This is a genomic window from Streptosporangium sp. LJ11, from assembly GCF_051918945.1.
Lineage (GTDB): Bacteria > Actinomycetota > Actinomycetes > Streptosporangiales > Streptosporangiaceae > Streptosporangium.
This window is the reverse complement of the sequence record NZ_JBPXMB010000020.1, coordinates 124856-142469: the sequence shown is the minus strand read 5'-3', so window position 1 is coordinate 142469 and position 17614 is coordinate 124856. Positions and strand designations below refer to the sequence as shown.

11 protein-coding genes and 4 tRNA genes are annotated in these 17614 nt (G+C 71.7%); 8 read left to right on the top strand and 7 right to left on the bottom strand.

Translation table 11 applies throughout. The features are described 5' to 3' along the window. Positions 1–681 precede the first annotated feature (681 nt). A complete protein-coding gene (locus tag ACTOQ3_RS28085) occupies positions 682–3585 on the bottom strand; it encodes a helix-turn-helix transcriptional regulator (RefSeq protein ID WP_440086399.1) in 2904 nt (967 codons plus the stop codon). 535 nt (positions 3586–4120) lie between these two features. After that, positions 4121–4192, bottom strand: a tRNA-Val gene (locus ACTOQ3_RS28080). Positions 4193–4664: 472 nt separating this feature from the next. On the opposite strand from ACTOQ3_RS28080, the gene ACTOQ3_RS28075 reads away from it, so the two are divergent. Further along, complete coding sequence (locus ACTOQ3_RS28075; RefSeq protein ID WP_184547867.1) at positions 4665–5081, top strand: SsgA family sporulation/cell division regulator; 417 nt, start codon at positions 4665–4667, stop codon at positions 5079–5081. A gap of 99 nt (positions 5082–5180) precedes the next feature. Here ACTOQ3_RS28075 and ACTOQ3_RS28070 read toward each other — a convergent pair whose 3' ends face one another. Beyond that, complete coding sequence (locus tag ACTOQ3_RS28070) at positions 5181–5783, bottom strand: DUF305 domain-containing protein (RefSeq protein ID WP_440086398.1); 603 nt, start codon at positions 5781–5783, stop codon at positions 5181–5183. A 100-nt stretch (positions 5784–5883) separates the two neighbouring features. On the opposite strand from ACTOQ3_RS28070, the gene ACTOQ3_RS28065 reads away from it, so the two are divergent. After that, positions 5884–7281 carry an LVIVD repeat-containing protein gene (locus tag ACTOQ3_RS28065; RefSeq protein WP_440086397.1) on the top strand — a complete coding sequence of 466 codons (1398 nt, stop codon included), beginning with the start codon at positions 5884–5886 and terminating at the stop codon, positions 7279–7281. 119 nt (positions 7282–7400) lie between these two features. On the opposite strand, the gene ACTOQ3_RS28060 is transcribed toward ACTOQ3_RS28065, so the two are convergent. From ACTOQ3_RS28060 to ACTOQ3_RS28050, 3 genes are read right to left on the bottom strand one after another with little or no spacing between them, the layout of a single operon-like run. Next, positions 7401–8231, bottom strand: a complete 831-nt coding sequence (locus ACTOQ3_RS28060) for an aminotransferase class IV (RefSeq protein WP_440086396.1) — start codon at positions 8229–8231, stop codon at positions 7401–7403. Further along, entirely contained in the window at positions 8228–9247 is a 1020-nt protein-coding gene (locus ACTOQ3_RS28055; RefSeq protein ID WP_440086395.1) for a chorismate-binding protein, read from the bottom strand. The genes ACTOQ3_RS28060 and ACTOQ3_RS28055 overlap by 4 nt, the downstream gene beginning before the upstream one ends. Positions 9248–9251: 4 nt before the next feature. Next, positions 9252–10139 (bottom strand): LysR family transcriptional regulator, encoded by an 888-nt coding sequence (locus ACTOQ3_RS28050; RefSeq protein WP_440086394.1) that lies wholly within the window; start codon positions 10137–10139, stop codon positions 9252–9254. Between the two features lie 73 nt (positions 10140–10212). On the opposite strand from ACTOQ3_RS28050, the gene ACTOQ3_RS28045 reads away from it, so the two are divergent. After that, positions 10213–11547 (top strand): NAD(P)-binding domain-containing protein, encoded by a 1335-nt coding sequence (locus ACTOQ3_RS28045; protein ID WP_440086393.1) that lies wholly within the window; start codon positions 10213–10215, stop codon positions 11545–11547. Positions 11548–11640: 93 nt separating this feature from the next. On the opposite strand, the gene hutH is transcribed toward ACTOQ3_RS28045, so the two are convergent. After that, positions 11641–13188 (bottom strand): histidine ammonia-lyase, encoded by a 1548-nt coding sequence (gene hutH / locus ACTOQ3_RS28040; protein WP_440086392.1) that lies wholly within the window; start codon positions 13186–13188, stop codon positions 11641–11643. Between the two features lie 153 nt (positions 13189–13341). On the opposite strand from hutH, the gene ACTOQ3_RS28035 reads away from it, so the two are divergent. The 5 genes from ACTOQ3_RS28035 to ACTOQ3_RS28015 all read left to right on the top strand — a co-directional run bounded on the left by ACTOQ3_RS28035 (position 13342) and on the right by ACTOQ3_RS28015 (position 17595). Then, positions 13342–13413 (top strand) — tRNA-Gly (locus ACTOQ3_RS28035). Between the two features lie 25 nt (positions 13414–13438). Beyond that, positions 13439–13509 (top strand) — tRNA-Cys (locus tag ACTOQ3_RS28030). Between the two features lie 14 nt (positions 13510–13523). Then, a tRNA-Val gene (locus ACTOQ3_RS28025) sits at positions 13524–13595 on the top strand. A 1010-nt stretch (positions 13596–14605) separates the two neighbouring features. Further along, positions 14606–16057, top strand: a complete 1452-nt coding sequence (locus ACTOQ3_RS28020; protein ID WP_440086391.1) for a pyridoxal phosphate-dependent decarboxylase family protein — start codon at positions 14606–14608, stop codon at positions 16055–16057. Further along, positions 16054–17595, top strand: a complete 1542-nt coding sequence (locus ACTOQ3_RS28015) for a hypothetical protein (RefSeq protein WP_440086390.1) — start codon at positions 16054–16056, stop codon at positions 17593–17595. The genes ACTOQ3_RS28020 and ACTOQ3_RS28015 overlap by 4 nt, the downstream gene beginning before the upstream one ends. The last annotated feature ends 19 nt before the right edge of the window (positions 17596–17614 follow it).

The window sequence follows — 17614 nt, the reverse complement described above, 5'->3', positions numbered from 1 at the left end:
GACCGGCCGCGCAATGCCGAGAACGACATCACCTGGGGCCTCTCCGGAGGGGTGGGAGGGACGTGCCGGGCGCAGCACATCACTGCCGTAAGTTGCGGAGAACAGAGAGAATTTAACAGGACTTTGCAATATTTTTGCATTGCGCTGGCCAAATGTTACATACGTGCTACGGCCGCGTCAACGGGTCGAGAAGGGCGGCTTACTTCGCCGCGCGACCCCGCGTGCGATCCGGCCGATCTGCCTGCCACGGGGGCCTTCGGGCCCCGTTCGGGGCCGGTAGGCGAGGGGGCGCGAACCCTTCGGGGAGGTCCCGCGCGGCGGGACGGAGGGGGCGCCGGCGACGTGACGGGGACCGGGGACACGCCCCGGAAACACCGCCGCACGAAACGGCTTGCGTGAGGGAAGCGGGCCGACGAAACTCGCGGACCCGCACCTCCCGGTCCGCACATAACGGCCCGCACCTCCCGGTCCGCACGTAACGGCCCGCACATCCCGGCCAGTACGGCGCGGCCCGCACGACACCGTCCTCACAACGGCCGGCCGGACCGGAAGGCGCCACGCCGGAGCACCGGGGACGCGCGGCTCGGCACGGAACCCGGATGACACGGAACAAGAGCTTTTTGGGCTATTTAGTCTGAAATATGTGGCTTAACGGACAGCAACGTGAGACGTGGTGACGCTTCACCCCTCGAACAGGCGCAGCCGGTGTGCCGTCGCCGCGGCCTCCCCGCGCGAGGCGGCGCCCAGCTTGGCGAGGATGTTGGAGACGTGCACGCTAACGGTCTTCGCCGAGATGAACAGTTCCCCCGCTATCTCGCGGTTGCTGCGGCCGGTCGCCACCAGGCCCAGCACCTCGTGCTCGCGCGCGGTGAGCCCGAACCCGGCCCCTTCGGAGACCGGCTCGGCGGAGGCGGGCTCTCCGGAGAGCGGGATCCGAGCCCGTCTGGCCAGGGAGACGATCTCGGCGGCGAGCGGCCGGGCCCCGACGCGCGCCGCGAGCTCCGCCGCCCGGGGCAGGCTCAGCGCGGCCTCGTCGCGCTCCCCCGCCGCGACGGCGGCCCGTGCCGCGCCGAGCAGGGCGCAGGCCTCGGCGTAGGGCTGGCGGAGCGCGGCCCAGGCGGCGGCCGCCGCGTCCCACGCCCCCCGGTCGAGCACCCCTTCCGTCTGGGCGGCCTCGGCCGTGAAGGTGAGGCTGTGCGCCCTCTGGAGCTCCCCTTCCACGCCGAGCCTCGCGGCCACGGCGCGCAGCCGGGGCAGCCGGGGCAGCGAGGGCAGCGAGGGCAGCGAGGGCACGGCCACTCGCAGGCAGGCGAGGAGGAGCGGCCAGACGTAGCGGGGGGTGATCTCCAGGTCCTGCTCGTCCAAGGTCCGCTCGACGAGCGCGGACGCCTCGTCGTGCCTGCCGCGCGCCACCAGCAGCTCGATCTCCCTGCGCAGGTGGGGCAGGGTCGTCTGGTTCCGGTAGGTGCCCCTGGAGAACACGGCCCGCGAGGCCCGGATGAGCGATTCGGCCCGGTCGAGGTCTCCGCGGGCCAGCGCGATGTCGGTGGCCAGGCCCTGCAGGCTCGCGCGGTAGGGGGCCGGCGGGGCGACCTCGAGGACGCGCTCGACCACCTCGGACGCCTCGTCCCAGCGGCCCAGCGAGACCAGTGGCTCGACCAGGTTGATCGCCAGGAAGGCGCCGGACGTGCGGGCCAGGCCGTACGCCTCGGCGTCGGCGACGCCGCGGCGGGCGACCTCCGCGGCCCGCTCATGCCACCCGGCCCCCTCCAGGGCGTCGGACTCGAAGATGACGGCCCGCATCAGCGCGTGGTAGGAGCCGGCCCTGCCCGCGTTCTCCCGCGCCCGGGCGAACGCGGCGATCTCGTCCTCCGTCCGGGAGTAACGGCAACCGGCCCAGGTGAGGGTGATGAGCGCGTGAGCCTCGGCGTCGGTGTCGCCCACCTCCTGGGCGATGCGCATCGCCTCCTCGGCCGTCGCCTCCTTCTCCGCCCGGTCGCCGTGCTCGCTGAGCACGCGTGCCAGGTTCTCCAGGACCCGGGCGCGCAGGGAGGTCGGCGGCTCGGCCGGAACGAGCTTGGCGGCGGTGCGGAGGTCCTCGACGTACCCGTCCCTGCCGAGGTCGTACCTGACGAGCCCGCGCTGGCGCAGCAGCCGGGCCGCGCGGATCGGGTCGGTGGCGGTGTCGATCTCCCGCAGGGCCGCCTTGGCGAGGGAGATGCCCCGCTCGAACTCCCCCGCCAGGTGCGCCACGGTGACGGCCTGCCGGAGCACGTCGACGTGGTCGGCGGCGATCCGCTCCGCGGCGTCGGGCACCGTCTCCCACAGCTCGAGCACCCGGGTCAGCATGCGCAGCTGCTCGTCGTAGGCCGCCGCCTTCCTGGCGGCCGCGGCCGCGTGCCAGGCACTGATCAGCGCCCAGAGGGGGTTGTGCGCGGCGTGCCAGTGGTGGGCGAGCTCGATGGCCGACCGGGGGGCGGGCAGGATGCCGGGGTCGGCCTCCAGGGCCTCGGCGAAACGGGTGTGCAGGCGGGTGCGCTCACCGGGCAGCAGGTCGTCGTGGACGGCCTCGCGGATCAGGGCGTGCCGGAAGGCGTACGTCTCGCCGTCGACCACGAGCACGTTGCCCGCCACCGCCGGGCGCAGCAGGCGGGAAAGGTCGCCGTCGTCGGCCCCGGCGACGGCCGAGAGCATCGTGTGCTCGATCCTCGCCCCGCCGGCGGCGGCCAGCCGCATCAGCTCCTGGGTCTCCTTCGGCAGGCGCTCGACGCTGGCCAGCAGCAGGTCGCGCAGCGAGTCGGGCAGTGTCTCGCCCTCGCCCCCGCTGAGCAGCGCCTCGACGAACAGCGGGTTTCCCTCGCTGCGCGCGTAGACCAGATCGATGTCGGCGACCGGCTCGCCGTGGAGGATGCTCGCGGCCTGCTGGCCCACCTCCCGGCGGCTCAGCCTGCGCAGGTCGAGCCGGGTGACCCAGTCGACCCGGCTCAGCTCGGCCAGCAGCGGGCGCAGGGGGTGCGTGCGGTGCAGCTCGTCGGCCCGGTAGGTGACCAGGGTCAGCAGGGGCACGTCGGGGCGCTGGTAGCGGACGAGGAACGACAGCAGGTCGCGGGTGGAGCGGTCGGCCCAGTGGGCGTCCTCGATGACCAGGATCGTCGGCCGGGTCTCGGCGAGCCGCTCCAGCAGGCCCAGGATCTGCTCGAAGAGCCGGGCCCGCGCCTCGGCGTCCTCTCTCTCCGGCTCACCGAACTCCGGCAGCAGCCGGGCGAGCCCTCGCGTCGCCCCGCCGGGCAGCAGCGCGGCGACGCCGTCGTGGCCCAGGTCGCGGGCGAGTTTGCGCAGCACCGCGGTGAAGGGGGCGAAGGGGAGGCCGTCGGTGCCCAGCTCCAGGCACCCGCCGACCAGCGCCAGGGCGCCGTCGGAGCGCTCGGTGAACTCGCGGACGAGGCGGGTCTTGCCGACCCCGGCCTCGCCTCCCACGAACACGGTCGAGGCCGATCCGGAACGAGCCCTGGCGAGCGCGCCTTCCAGGACGGCGAGCTCGTCGGCGCGGCCGACGAACAGGGGGCTTACCGTGTGGGCTCTCACGCCCCCAGGATGCCACCGGCCACCGACAGTCAGGCGTCCCTCTGGGCACGCCTCCCCGCCGTCCCCGGTCGCAGCCGGGGTCCCGGAGACCGAGGACCCTCCCCGCCGTCCCCGGTCGCCGCGGAGTTCGGGAGCCCGGGGACTCTCCTTGCCGCGCCCGGCCACAGCCGGAGGCCGAGGACTCTCCCCCGCCTCCGGTCCGCCTCGGAGTCCCGGAGGCGGGGGGGCTTTCCGCGGCCTTCCGGGGAGGGCCCGCCGCCCCGCGCCCGAGGGCGGCGTCACCGGCCGGGCTCGACCCTGAGGGCGCCGCAGCGTCCTGAACGCGCTTTCACGGAGCGCGGGAGGGGGCGGGGCGCCGTTCCGGCGTCCTAGGGGCATCAGGGCGCCTCCCCGTGCCCTCGTGGGCCGCCGCGCGGACAGGACGTGCCCCGCCCCGAGCCGGTCCCGGCGACTCCCGCCGTACGAGGTGTCCGATCATGGAAAAAGCCCCCCGGTTGACGTCAACCAGGAGGCTCTGACCTGCGACTTGCTAGTGTGGGCGATACTGGGATCGAACCAGTGACCTCTTCGGTGTGAACGAAGCGCTCTCCCGCTGAGCTAATCGCCCGCCCTGCGCGGCCCCTCACGGTGCCGACGTGGAAAACCATACAGCAATCCGGGAGTGCTCGCGAAGCGGTATCCGCCAACGAAATGATCTTGAAAGACGACACGGTCGGGAGGCAAAGGTCTGAGGATGCATCCGGCGGGGGGCTACGGTGTCATAGCATCGTCCTGATCCGTAGAAGCACCGAACGACCCGCGCTCGACCCGAATCACCCGAGACGCCCCGCCAGGGAGTCGACGGTGACCAAAACGAGACGCAAAACCCTTGCAAATACGGCCCTGTTGGTGATGTTTAGCCAGGTAGATGCCCAAATGTCGCGCTGTGATGTGTGTTACAGAAGGGCGTCGAGGCGGAATCTTTCCTACAGGTTTCTTTGTTCCGCGTGATAGCTCGCGAGGAACGAGGCCGTTTCGGAGCAGTGAGAGCAGTGAAAGCCCCGCAGAGGGGACCGACGACGAAAAAGGTTTGGCTGACGATGAACAGCGCCACCGTCTCTGCCGAGCTAGGCCTTCGGCTTGTGGTCCCCGACCGTACCACCGTCCCCCTGCTCGCCGGGCTCAGCTATACGGCCGGTGATCCGTACGCGATCAGGATGGCCTTCCACGTGGGCAACGACGAACCGGTCGAGTGGATCTTCGCTCGCGAGTTGCTGACGGTCGGCATCGTGCGGCGGGTCGGCGACGGGGACGTGCAGGTGTGGCCGGCGCGCGCCGACGGCGAGCGCACGCTGCACATAAGCCTCACGTCGCCGTTCGGGCAGGCCCTGTTCGAGGTGCCCCTGGCCCCGCTCACGGAGTTCCTGCACCGGACGTACGAGCTGGTCCCCGCCGGTCGCGAGACCGACTTCATGGATCTGGACGCCGAGCTCAGCAACATGCTCTGGAGTTCGTGACGGCCTCCCGGCGGGGCCGCCGGGCCCCAGCCCGGGCTTGAGGCCCCGACCCGGGTTCGAAGCCACGTCCCGCATTGAGACCACGTCTCGGGTTCGGGGCTACGTCCCGGGTTTGAGCAGGTCCCGCATCCGGGCGATCTCGATGCCCTGCCCGGAGACGACGTCCTTGGCGGTGGCCAGCATGACCCGGTCGGCGCCCTCGCGCAGCTGGAGCCCCGCCATCGTCACCGCCGCCTCGTGATGGGTGATCATGAGGGTCAGGAAGAGGGTGTCGAAGGCCGCCCCCCTGGCCGCCCTGAGCCGGTTCATCTCCTCCAGCGGGAGCGTGTGGTCGTCGTGGCCGCCGTGCTCGCCCGGAGGGCGTCCGGCCGACCTCAACCACGAGGTCATGGCCGCGATCTCCGGCCGCTGCGCCGCGGTGATCCGCTCGGCGAGCTTCCGCAGGACCGGCGAGGACGACCGGGCCGGCACCAGTGCCGCCATCTCCAGCGCCTGCCGGTGATGCGGGATCATGCCCTCGGCGAACCTGACGTCGGCCGCGGTGACGCGCGCCTCGGACTCCCCGAGGCGCTCGCCGGGCATCGCCGTGCGACCGGCCTCCCCCGGGCCACCCGGGATGATCACAGGCGCGCCGGACTCGGCGACGAGCGGGATGGACCGCTCCGATCCGGCCTCCGCGCATCCACCGAGAACCGCTGCCATTATGATCACCGCGATACCCTGACTCGGCACACGCATCCTCCGCATAGCTTCAATAATGGGGCAAGTGGACCGACGTAATGGGGGCACCGTGCGACCGATCGTGGCATTCGTCCTGTCCGCGCTACTTCTCGTGGCAGGGTGTGGGGCGGATCCGACTCCCACTGCCTCGCCACCGTCCGCGGCGGCCGCGCCCACCCCCGAGGGGAGCCCGAGCGCCTCGGAGCAGACGGCGGAGACCCCCGCTCCCGGAATCTCGGGGGACGGCACGCACAGCGACAACATCACGCACCTGGCCAACGTGCCCCCCAGCGCCCCGCTCGACGGGCCCCAGTCGTGGGGCACCGACCTGGCCTTCCAGGGCGACTACGCGTTCGTCGGCAACTTCGACGGCTTCAGCGTCTTCGACATCTCCGACCCGTCGAAGCCCTCGATCGCCAGTCAGGTCCTCTGTCCCGGCGAGCAGAACGACATCTCGGTGAGCGGGAACCTGCTGTTCCTGTCGATCGACTCCGCCCGGGTCGGCCCGGAGTGCGACGCCCAGCGCGGCGAGCCGGAGTCGGACGCCTGGGAGGGCATCCGGATCTTCGACATCGAGGACAAGGCCAACCCCAAGTTCGTCTCGGCGGTCCAGACCGACTGCGGCTCGCACACCCACACGCTCGTCCCCGGCAAGAGCCCGGACAAGGTCTACCTCTACATCTCCTCCCCCGGCCCCGAGCCCGGTACGGCGACCTGCCCGCCCCCGCACAACAAGATCTCCGTGGTCGAGGTGCCGGTCGAGGCCCCGAAGACCGCGAAGGTGGTCTCGCAGCCGGCCCTCTCCGAGAAGGCCGTCGAGGGGGCCATCGGCGGCTGCCACGACCTCACGGTCTACCCGGAGAAGGACCTCGCCGCCGCCGCCTGCTTCGGCGACGGGATCCTGATGGACATCTCCGACCGGGTCAACCCCAAGGTCCTCCAGCACGTGAGCGACAAGGAGAACTTCGCCATCTGGCACTCGGCGACGTTCAACAACGACGCCACCAAGGTCGTCTTCGGGGACGAGCTGGGCGGCGGCGTGAGCGCGACCTGCGACGCCAACACCCCGAAGACCAAGGGCGCCAACGCCGTGTACGGCCTCGGCAAGGACCGCAGGCTCACGCTCCGCGGCTACTTCAAGATCCCGAGGGAGCAGTCGCCCGAGGAGAACTGCGTCGCGCACAACGGATCGCTGCTGCCGGTGCCGGGCAAGGACATCATGGTCCAGTCGTGGTACCAGGGCGGGGTGTCGGTCTGGGACTTCACCGACGCGACCAAGCCCCGGGAGATCGGCTTCTTCGAGCGGGGCCCGGTGCCGGGAGTCGGCGGCTCCTGGTCGGCGTACTACTACAACGGCCACATCTACTCGAGTGACATCACCAAGGGCCTGGACGTGCTCCGCATCGACGACCCGCTGACCGACCCGGCCGCCAAGGTCAGGACCAAGGAGCTGAACGCGCAGACCCAGGTGTCCTACTAGCCCGCCGGTCCGGCCGGTCCGTGACCGCCGGACGGCCCGTTCCCGGCTCCGGTGGGCACGCCCTCACCGGAGCCGGGAACGTCGCATCGGGAACGGGAACGAATCCCGGGGAACCGGGCTCAGGGATCGAGGTCGGCGGCGGAGCGCTCGGCGAAGACCTGCATGGCCTTGGCGGTGATCGGGCCGGGCGCGGCGGGCAGCACGGTCCGGTCGACCGCGCGGATCGGCTGGATGTCACGGGTGGTGGAGGTCAGGAACGCCTCCTCGGCCTCGTACAGGGCCGAGAGCGGGACGTCCTCCTCGATGCCCCCGCACCACTCCAGGGCGAGCGCGCGGGTGACCCCGGCCAGGCAGCCCGAGGCGAGCGTGGGGGTGAGCAGCCGCCCGTCGCGTACGACGAAGATGTTGCTGCCGGTGCCCTCGCAGAGGTTCCCCGCGAGGTTCTCGAAGATCGCCTCGCCGCCGCCCCTCGCCTTGGCGAAGAACAGCGCCTTGGCGTTGTCGCCGTAGGAGGTGCTCTTCACCCCGGCGAGCGCGCCGCGCTCGTTGCGTGGCCAGGGCACGACGGTGACGTCGGCGGTGGCCGGGAACGCCTTCTGCTCGTCGGCGATCACCACGGTTGTGCAGCCCTGGTCGCCCCGGTCGGAGCCGAGCGGTCCCGGGCCGCTGGTGTAGGTGACCCGGACGCGGCCGAGCCGCCACGGCGGGGCCTCTGCCAGGCAGGCCCGGATCCCGTCGGCGATCGCGGCCACGTCGGGGTCGGGCAGGTCCATCCGCCGCGCCGAGAGCGTGAGCCGGTCGAGGTGGCGGGTGAGCGCGAACGTGGCGCCGTCCATGCACTTGATCGTCTCGAACACCCCGTCACCGACCATCAGGCCGTGATCGAACACCGAGACGACGGCCTGATCCGGGGAGACCAGCGCCCCGTTAAGCCATATGGGTACGTTCATGCGACTCCTTCTGAGCCTGATGTTGATGCCAGCGCGATGAGCCGGGAGGCCTTCAGCTCGGTCTCGTCCCACTCGCGTCGCGGATCGCTACCCCAGGTTATGCCCGCGCCCGTACCGAAGCGGATCTCGTCGGACGACAGCCAGAACGTGCGGATCCCCACGGCCAGGGACGCCCGCCTCCGGTCGGCGTCGACCCAGCCCACGGTTCCACAGTAGGGGCCGCGCGGCTCTGGTTCGAGCTCATCGATGATTCGCAGGGCCGAGGATTTCGGAGCGCCGGTCACCGATCCCGGCGGGAAGGTCGCGGAGAGCAGCTCCGGCCACCCGTACTCGGGCGCCAGCCGCGCCCGGACCGTGGAGACCAGGTGTACGAGACCGGGGTGCTCCTCCACCTCGCACAGGGCGGGCACGCTCACCGAACCGACCGCGGCGACCCTGCCCAGGTCGTTGCGGACGAGATCGACGATCATCACGTTCTCCGCGTAGTCCTTCTCCAGCAGGTCCGCCGCGGTGACCCCGGTCCCCTTGATCGGCCTGGACTCGACCACGTCGCCGTCCCTGGACAGGAAGAGCTCCGGGGAGGCCGACACGACGCTCAGCCCCGGCAGGCTCACCGTGGCGGCGTAGGGGGCGGGGTTGCCCTCCGCCAGCCGTACGGCCAGGGCCAGCGGGTCCGGCCCCCGCCCCGCGGGGAGCGGCGCGCTCAGCACCCGGCACAGGTTGGCCTGGTAGACCTCGCCCCGCTCGATGTAGGCGCGGATGCGCCGCACGCCGTCCTCGTACGCGGCCCGGTCCAGGGAGGTGCGCCACGACGACGGGTGCGGCCCGCGCCAGGGGCCGCGCGGCGCGGGCAGCGGGGCCCTGCGGACGTCCCCGAACCTGGCGCACGTCACCTTGCCCTCGTAGTCGATCACGACGGCCCACCATCCCTCGCCGTCCAGCGCGGCGAGATCGGTGGTGAGGTCCCGGAGGCCCGTGGCCAGATATCCGGTGACATGCGCAAAAAAGTCATGCACTGCCCTATTGTCCCGCCCGCTCGGCGAGCAGCCGCACCAGGGTGCGGGCGGCGGGCAGCGGGGTGGGCGGCAGCGCCGCGTAGACGGTCCGGCGCGGGGCGAGGTCGCCGAGGGAGCGGAGCACCAGATCGGCCGGTACGGCGTACGCGGCGATGGCGGGGACGAGCGTGACGCCGAGCCCGGCCGCGACGAACCCGAACTTGCCCGTCCACTCGGCGATCCTGACCGTGGCGCGGGGCGCGAACCCGGCGCGGGCGCAGGCCGCGGCGAGCGCGGTGGCCCGGCCGGGCGGTGGCGCCTCGATCCAGGTCGCCTCCCGCAGCTCGCGCAGGTCGACGATCTCCTCCGCCGCCAGCCGGTGATCGCGGGGCAGCGCGACGAGCAGTTCGTCGTCGGCCAGCTCGATCATCTCGATCTCCTCCTCGCGGGGCAGCTCGGACGGGTAGTCGCTGACCACCGCGACGTCCAGGCCGCCCTCGCGCATGCGGCGCAGCAGGCTCCCGCTGGGCCCCTCGATCGGGACGAGCTCGACCTCGGGGAAGTCCTGGCGGAACGCGCGCAGGGCGCCGGGCACGAGCGCGACGTTGGCGGTGGCGAACGCCCCCACCCGCAGCCGCCCCCGGTAGCCGCCGAGGATCCCGGCCAGCTCCTCCTCCGCCCTGGTCAGCCGGTTCAGGACGACCTGGGCGTGGTGGTGCAGCGCCTCACCGGCGGGCGTGAGCCGCACCCCGCGCGGCAGCCGCTCGAACAGCGGGCCGCCCGCGCGGTGTTCGAGGGCGGCGATGCGGCGGGACACGGCCGACTGGGTGTAGTTGAGCCTGGCGGCGGCTGCCGTGAACGACCCGGTGCGGGCCACGGCGTCCAGCAGGCGCAGGCCTTCGACGTCGAACACATTCCTCCTTCGCATGGCTTGCATGCAATCTAGTCGCTGGTGGAATGCCTTGCCGGTTCGTAGCGTGGAGCGCATGATTTCCTTTCTCGGTCTGGGACGCATGGGCGCCCCGATGGCCCGGCGGCTCGTGGCCGCCGGATACACGGTGACGACGTGGAACCGCACCCCCCGCGCGGTCGAGGGAGCCGCCACGGCGGCGTCGCCCGCCGAGGCCGTGGCGGGCGCGGAGCTGGTCGTCACGATGCTCGCCGACCCCGCGGCGGCGAGACGGGTGCTCGCGGACGCGGCGCCGGGTCTGCGGCCCGGGACGGTGGTCGCGGAGATGTCGACGATCGGGCCCGAGGCGGTGGCCGGGCTGCGCGACCTGCTTCCCCCGGGGGTGGGACTGGTCGACGCGCCGGTCCTGGGCAGCGTGGGACCGGCCGCGGACGGCACCTTGGTGGTGCTGGCCGGGGGCCTGCCCGAGGATCTGGCCCGCTGCCGGAAGGCGCTGGAGGTGTTCGGCCGGGTGCTCGAGGCCGGCGGCCCCGGCGCGGGCGCGGCGATGAAGCTGGCCGTGATGAGCGCGCTGGTGCCCGCCCAGGTGTTGCTCGCCGAGACCGTCGCGTACGCGGAGGCGACCGGAGTGGACACCGCGGCCCTGCTGGACGTGCTCGGCGGCACGCCGCTGGGACCGCTCGTCGAACGGGTCCGCCCGGCCGTCGAGAGCGGTCCGTACGGGACGCGCTACGCCCTCGGCCTGGCGGCCAAGGACATGGAGCTGGCCGCGCACGGGACCCAGACGCTCGCCGCCGCGGCCGGGGCCAGGCTGGCGGGCGCGGTGGCGGCCGGGCTCGGCGGGGCGGACCTGACCGCGATCTTCACGCACGTCGCCGCGACCGGTCCCACCGGGGCGGACCGGACGGGCGAGCCTCGCCAGACGGGTCAGGCGGAAACGAGGGAAGCCGGGGACATCAGGGGCACAGGTGACACAGAGGACATCGGAGGCACCGGGAAGGGAGGACCGGGCCGTACCGGCGTGACGAGACTGAACCCGGCCACGGTTCCCGCCACCAACGGGCTCTACTCCCACGCCACCAGGGCCGCGGGCCTGCTGTTCGTCTCGGGGCAGGTGGCACTGGACGGGGAGGGGAAGGTGGTCGGCGAGGGGGACATGACGCGCCAGTCCGAACATGTGATGGACCTGCTGTCACGCGTCCTCGCCGACCAGGGCTGCACGTTCGACGACGTGACCCACATCCGGAGCCACCTCACCGACATGTCGCTGCTGCGGGAGTACGGGGCCGTGCGCGAGCGTTTCATCACCGGCGAACCCCCGGCCAGCACGACCGTGGAGGTCTCGCGGCTGTTCCGGCCGGGGCTGCTCATCGAGGTGGAGGTGATCGCCGCCCTCCCCGCGGGCCGGTGACGGCGGCGATGACGGCGGCGGCGTCCACCGGGCTCGCCTGCGGGCCGTGACGGCGGGATCACCGCGCTGGCCCGTGACGGCGCCGTGACCGCCCTACGACAGGGGACCGGTGACCGTCTCGGCGGCGGCGACGACCGCGCCGGCCGCGACGAGCTGGACCACCGTCTCGATCTCCGGCGCGAGGAAGCGGTCGGGGCCGGGACCGGGGACGGACTGGCGCAGCACGTCCACCACGGCCCCGGTCGCCGGGGCGGGCCGCAGCGGGGCGCGCAGGTCCAGGGCCCGCGCGGCGGTGAGGACCTCCACCGCGAGCACCCGGGTGAGGCCGTCCACCGAGCGGCGCAGCTTGCGCGCGGCCGACCAGCCCATGGAGACGTGGTCCTCCTGCATGGCGGAGCTCGGGATGGAGTCGACGCTCGCGGGCGCGGCCAGGCGCTTGAGCTCGGAGACCACCGCCGCCTGGGTGTACTGGGCGATCATGTGGCCGGAGTCGACGCCGGGGTCGTCCGCGAGGAAGGCGGGCAGGCCGTGGCTGCGGGCCACGTCCAGCATGCGGTCGGTGCGGCGCTCGGAGATGCTCGCCATGTCGGCGACCGCGATGGCCAGGAAGTCGAGCACGTAGCCGACGGGGGCTCCGTGGAAGTTGCCGTTGGACTCCACCCGGCCGTCGGCCAGGACCACCGGGTTGTCGATCGCGGAGGCCAGCTCCCGCCCGGCGACCAGGGCGGCGTGCGCCAGGGTGTCGCGGGCGGCCCCGGCGACCTGCGGGGCGCACCTGAGGGAGTACGCGTCCTGGACGCGGGTGCAGGTGCCGTCCCGGTGGGACTCCATGATCTGCGAGCCGCCGAGCAGGGCCCTGAGGTTGGCGGCGCTGGCCGCCTGCCCGGGGTGCGGGCGCAGGGCCTGCAGGTCGGCGGCGAAGACACGGTCGGTGCCCAGGAGCGCCTCCACGCTCATGGCCGCGCTCACGTCGGCGGTTCTGAACAGGCGGGCGAGGTCGTCCATGGCCAGGATGAGCATGCCGAGCATGCCGTCGGTGCCGTTGATGAGCGCGAGCCCCTCCTTGGCCACCAGTTCCACGGGCTCGATGCCCGCCCGCTTGAGGGCCTCCGCGGCGTCGGCCCGCTCCCCCGCGGCGTCGCGGACGACGCCCTCGCCCATGATCGTGAGGGCCACGTGGGAGAGCGGCGCAAGGTCGCCGGAGCAGCCGAGGCTTCCGTACTCGTGCACGACGGGGGTGATCCGCGCGTTGAGCAGGCTCTCCAGCACCTTGGCCGTCTTCGGGCGCACGCCGGTGTGGCCGGTGGCCAGGGTGTGCAGGCGCAGCAACATCATCGCCCGGGTGACCTCGATCTCGACCTCGGGTCCCGACCCGGCGGCGTGCGAGCGTACGAGGGATCGCTGCAGCTGGGCGCGGAGCGAGGGGTCGATGTGCCGGGTGGCCAGGGCGCCGAACCCGGTGGAGACGCCGTAGGCGGGGGTGGGGCTCTCGGCCAGCTCGTCCACGCGGGTGCGGGCCGCCGCCATGGCGGCCACGGCGTCGTCGCCCAGACGTACGGGGGCACCGTGCCTGGCGACCCTGACGACCTCCTCGAAGCTCAGCGGCTCCGGCCCGATGTTCACGACCTCGTTGTCGCGCATGCTGTCAACTCTCTCGCGTAGGGGGGAGCACTAGTAACCGGTGAAACCCTTGCTGGCTCCTTACATCTCAAGATACCGGTCGTATTCGGTTTGGGGAGTCGCCGGGTATTCGCTAGAGTTCTCACCGTGAGTCCGGGCCGGTCCCGGAGACACGCGGAAGTGGCTCAGTGGTAGAGCATCACCTTGCCAAGGTGAGGGTCGCGGGTTCGAATCCCGTCTTCCGCTCGAAGGGTCTTCGGGCTCTCACTCCGGTGGAGTGGCCGAGAGGCGAGGCAACGGCCTGCAAAGCCGTCTACACGGGTTCAAATCCCGTCTCCACCTCTGGTTTTCAGCGAGGACGATTAGCTCAGCGGGAGAGCGCTTCCCTGACACGGAAGAGGTCACAGGTTCAATCCCTGTATCGTCCACCCGGTTTCACCAGCTCAGAGGCCAGATCCGAAGATCTTCGGATCTGGCCTCTCGCGTTCGGCCGTCGCCCCCGGATCTCGCAGGAACCCGTCGCGCCGCGTCCGAACGGGTTTCCCTGGCACCTCGACCTCTCGGGATGACATGCCCGGTTCGGGTGCATCAGGAGTCCCCGGGATCAAGGGATCGGCCTGGAGTCTTCTCGCCCCGCGAGGCTCGGCGCCCTCACACGGTCTTCCATCGAGGGCTCCGCAGGCGCGGGGGCGGCGACCTCGAATGCCGGGCTTAATCCACGTTCGCAGGAAAAACCCATAAGCCCCAAAACAACTAAGAGTCACCGCGCATCTCCCCATCCCAATCGCCGCGCGTGAGTAACTGTGGCCGGAATCTGCCACTCCACCTGCGTCCGAGGTCTTGCGCCCCTCCCGTCATCAATGGTTAGGTCGCTTACATGACGGGCGTGCCAACGTATTCGGCGAGTGAAATTCACCTCGAATTAATCGCTGTTCGTCGACGACGGATCTCCTCCAGATCCTGATCGTCGGGCGGCATCGCCGCCCGACGATCCGGGCCGATCGAACAGGACGTGAGCAGGGGCGGCGACGCCCTTCGCGCCATCCCCCACCATCACCGATCAACATTCCCTCCCAAATTTGGACCGTTCCAAGGCGTCGAAACGGTCCGGCGGCGCGAATTCCGCCTCGCGCCCCGGATACCGGAGATCTCTTTCTCGATCGACGCACCACCACAGATCACGTATTTATTCACGAGAACCTCCATGTGATCGCCCGGGAGTTCAATTCACCATCTCCGAACTCCCGTCCAGGCGCGACCATATGGCGTTCTCGACGCCGGATCGTTTGGAGCCTCCTCCGTGACGAGTTCGCTTTCCGATGTCCAGAGTTCCTTTCCAGAGCCGACGACTCCAGAGCCGGCGACCGGCGAAGGCTCCCGGTCTCCCACGCCGGCCCTCACCGCGGCCTTCGACCCCGGACGTTTCCACGACGGCGCCGTGGACATCGTCAGCCGCCTGACGACGTATCTGGGCGACCGGTCGGTCCGGGGGCTCGACCTCCTCGACCCCGCGGTGCTGCTGAAGGCCGCGCGGGGGCTGATGACCCCGGAACGGCAGCGCGTCGCCGACTTCGACGCCGACCGGGTCAACCAGATCGTCGACCTGTACACCGGGACCGGCATCCCGGTCTACTCGCCCGGTTACATGGGACGGCAGTTCTCCGGCGTGGTGCCGCTGGCCAGCCTCATGGACCTGGTCGGCTCGGTGGTCAACCAGCCCTCCTCCTTCTACGAGGCCGGGCAGCTCCCCAGCGTCGCCGAGCGGCTCATGGCCGAGGAGCTCAACCGGTTCATCGGCTGGAGCCGCGACCGGTTCGCCATGGTGACGACCTCGGGGGGCTCCCTGGCCAACCTGACCGCGCTGCTGGCCGCCCGCAACCGCGCCTTCCCGCAGATCTGGACGCGCGGCGCCGGCGACATGCAGGGGCCCCCGGCCATCGCGGTCAGCGAGGAGGCCCACTACAGCGTGACCCGGGCGGCCGGGGTGCTCGGCATCGGCGAGCGGCAGATCGTCCGGCTCCCGGTCGACCGGGCCGGGCGGATCCGCCCCGATCTGGCCGGCCCGGCACTGACCGAGGCATACCGGCGCGGCCTGCGGCCGTTCTGCCTGGTGGCCTCGGCCGGGACCACGTCGATGGGCGCCTTCGACCCGCTGGAGGAGCTCGCGGCCGTGGCACGCCGGCATGGGCTCTGGCTCCACGTGGACGGGGCGCACGGGGCCAGCCTGCTGCTGTCGGACCGGCACCGGGACAGGCTGCGCGGCATCGAGCAGGCCGACTCGCTGACCTGGGACGCCCACAAGATGCTGTTCATGCCGGCGCCGTGCACGCTGCTCTTCTACCGCGACGGCACGTCGGCGCGCGGCGCGTTCCGGCAGCGCGCCAGCTACGTCTTCGACGAGGAACCGGACGTCTACAGCGCCTACGACAGCGCGGACAAGAACTTCGAGTGCACGAAACGCCCGATGATCATGCCGCTCTGGACGGTCTGGTCGGTCTACGGCCCGGCGCTGTTCGCGCAGCGGATCGACCGGCTGTGCGCGATGACCCGGCAGGCGTACCGGATGCTCGCCGCCGAGCCGGACTTCGCCGTGGCGCACGAGCCGGAGTCCAACATCCTGTGCTTCCGGTACCGGCCGGACGGCCTGGAACCGGCGACCGTGCACCGGCTGCAGCTGGAGATCCGCAACCGGATCCGGGACGGCGGGCGCTTCTTCATCTCCAAGGTCGACATCGACGGGGTGGCGGCGCTGCGCGTGGTGGTGATGAACCACCTGATCGACGCCGACCACCTGGCGATGCTCATCGCCGAGATCAGGGACATCGGGCAACGGGTGCTGCGCGCGAGCGCCACGACCCGGCACGACCAGCGAAACGGGAGTCACTCATGACCATGACGGATCTGGACATCGCCACCTCGGCGGAGCTGGCGGCACGGCTGATCCCCGAGGAGGAGCTGCGGCCCCGCTCGGTGGACGACGTCACCCGGCTGCCGTCGTTCGCGGGGAAGCTGGAGGAGTGCGGGCGGCTCGCCGGAGTCCCGTACTGCGAGTCCCCGCTCGACCTCCAGAACGCGCTGGTGTTCCGCCGGCTCCAGCAGCTCGTCGGCATCGCGCTGCTCAACCCGCTGTGGCGCGAGCGGCTGCACTACTTCGGGGTCCGCGACGCGCCCGCCGACATGTCCGAGTGGGAGCGGATCCCCCTCTCGGACAAGACCGTGCAGCGGGACATGTTCATGGGCGCGCGGGCCGGGATGGTCGTGCCGCTCGACCACGGCGGGTTCGAGGTGGTGGCCAGCGGCGGCACCGGTGACGGCATGCCCCTGGAGATCGTGTACTCCCTGCGGGAGTTGCGCGACACCTACCGCATCGCCGGGGCGTTCATGGGCGCCTACCAGCTCGGCCGCTACCTGCGCGGTCCCGCGCCGCGCTGGCTGTTCACCACCCTGGCCGACTACCAGATGTGGAGCAGCGGGACCATGGTCGGCGGCGTCCTGTCCCACGTCCCGGAGGTCAACTACATCGGCGCGGGGCCGGTGAGCGCGCCGGTGCTGGAGCACATGTTCTCCTACCCGGGCCACAAGGCGCTGATGGGCATCACCGCCGGCATCGCGCTCCTGCCCGAGCTGGGCGCGGGCCTGCCCCCGCACGCCAGGGCGAGCTTCCGGGTCGCCATGTACGGCAGCGGCTCCCTGCCGCAGCGCAAGCGCGACGAGCTGCATGCGTTCTTCCCCAACGTGTCGATCCTCAGCTACTTCGCCGCCACCCAGGCCGAGTGCGTCGGGCTCCAGCTCGACCATGCCTCGCCGGCGCTCTCGGCCGTGCCGGGGCTGCACCTGGTGGAGATCGTGGACGAGCACGGCCGAGCCGTCGCCGAGGGCGAGGAGGGCGAGCTGGTCGTCACCCGGCTGCACGCCGACGAGACGCCGCTGCTCCGGCTCAAGCTCGGCGACCGGATGATCCGCCGCCCCGCCCTGAACGGGCCGGGGCTGCGCACCGAGCGATTCGAGTTCGCCGGGCGCACCGCCGACGTGCTGCACCTCAACGACAGCCAGTACTCGGCGACGCTGGCCTACGCGGCCCTGCGCGGGCGGCTGCGCTCGACGACCGGCGTCGACCTGGACCTGGTCGCGCACGAGGTCCAGTTCCACAACCACCGTGAGGACCGGACCCTCACCCTGCTGGCGGCGGTGGACGACGCCGAGGGCATGACCGCGGCCGTCGAGCACGCGCTCGGCCCGAGCGGGACGCGGCAGCTGTTCACCCAGGCGCTGCCGAGCTCCCTGTCGCTCTTCAACGACCGGGAGGCCAACGCGGCGGCCATCGAGCAGACCGGATACGGGTTCCGGCTGGTGTTCGTGCCCCCCTCCTCACCGCAGATCGAACGGACCACCGTCGGCAAGACGCCGCTGGTCAGGGACCGGGGCTGAGCACGTGGCGGCCCGTACG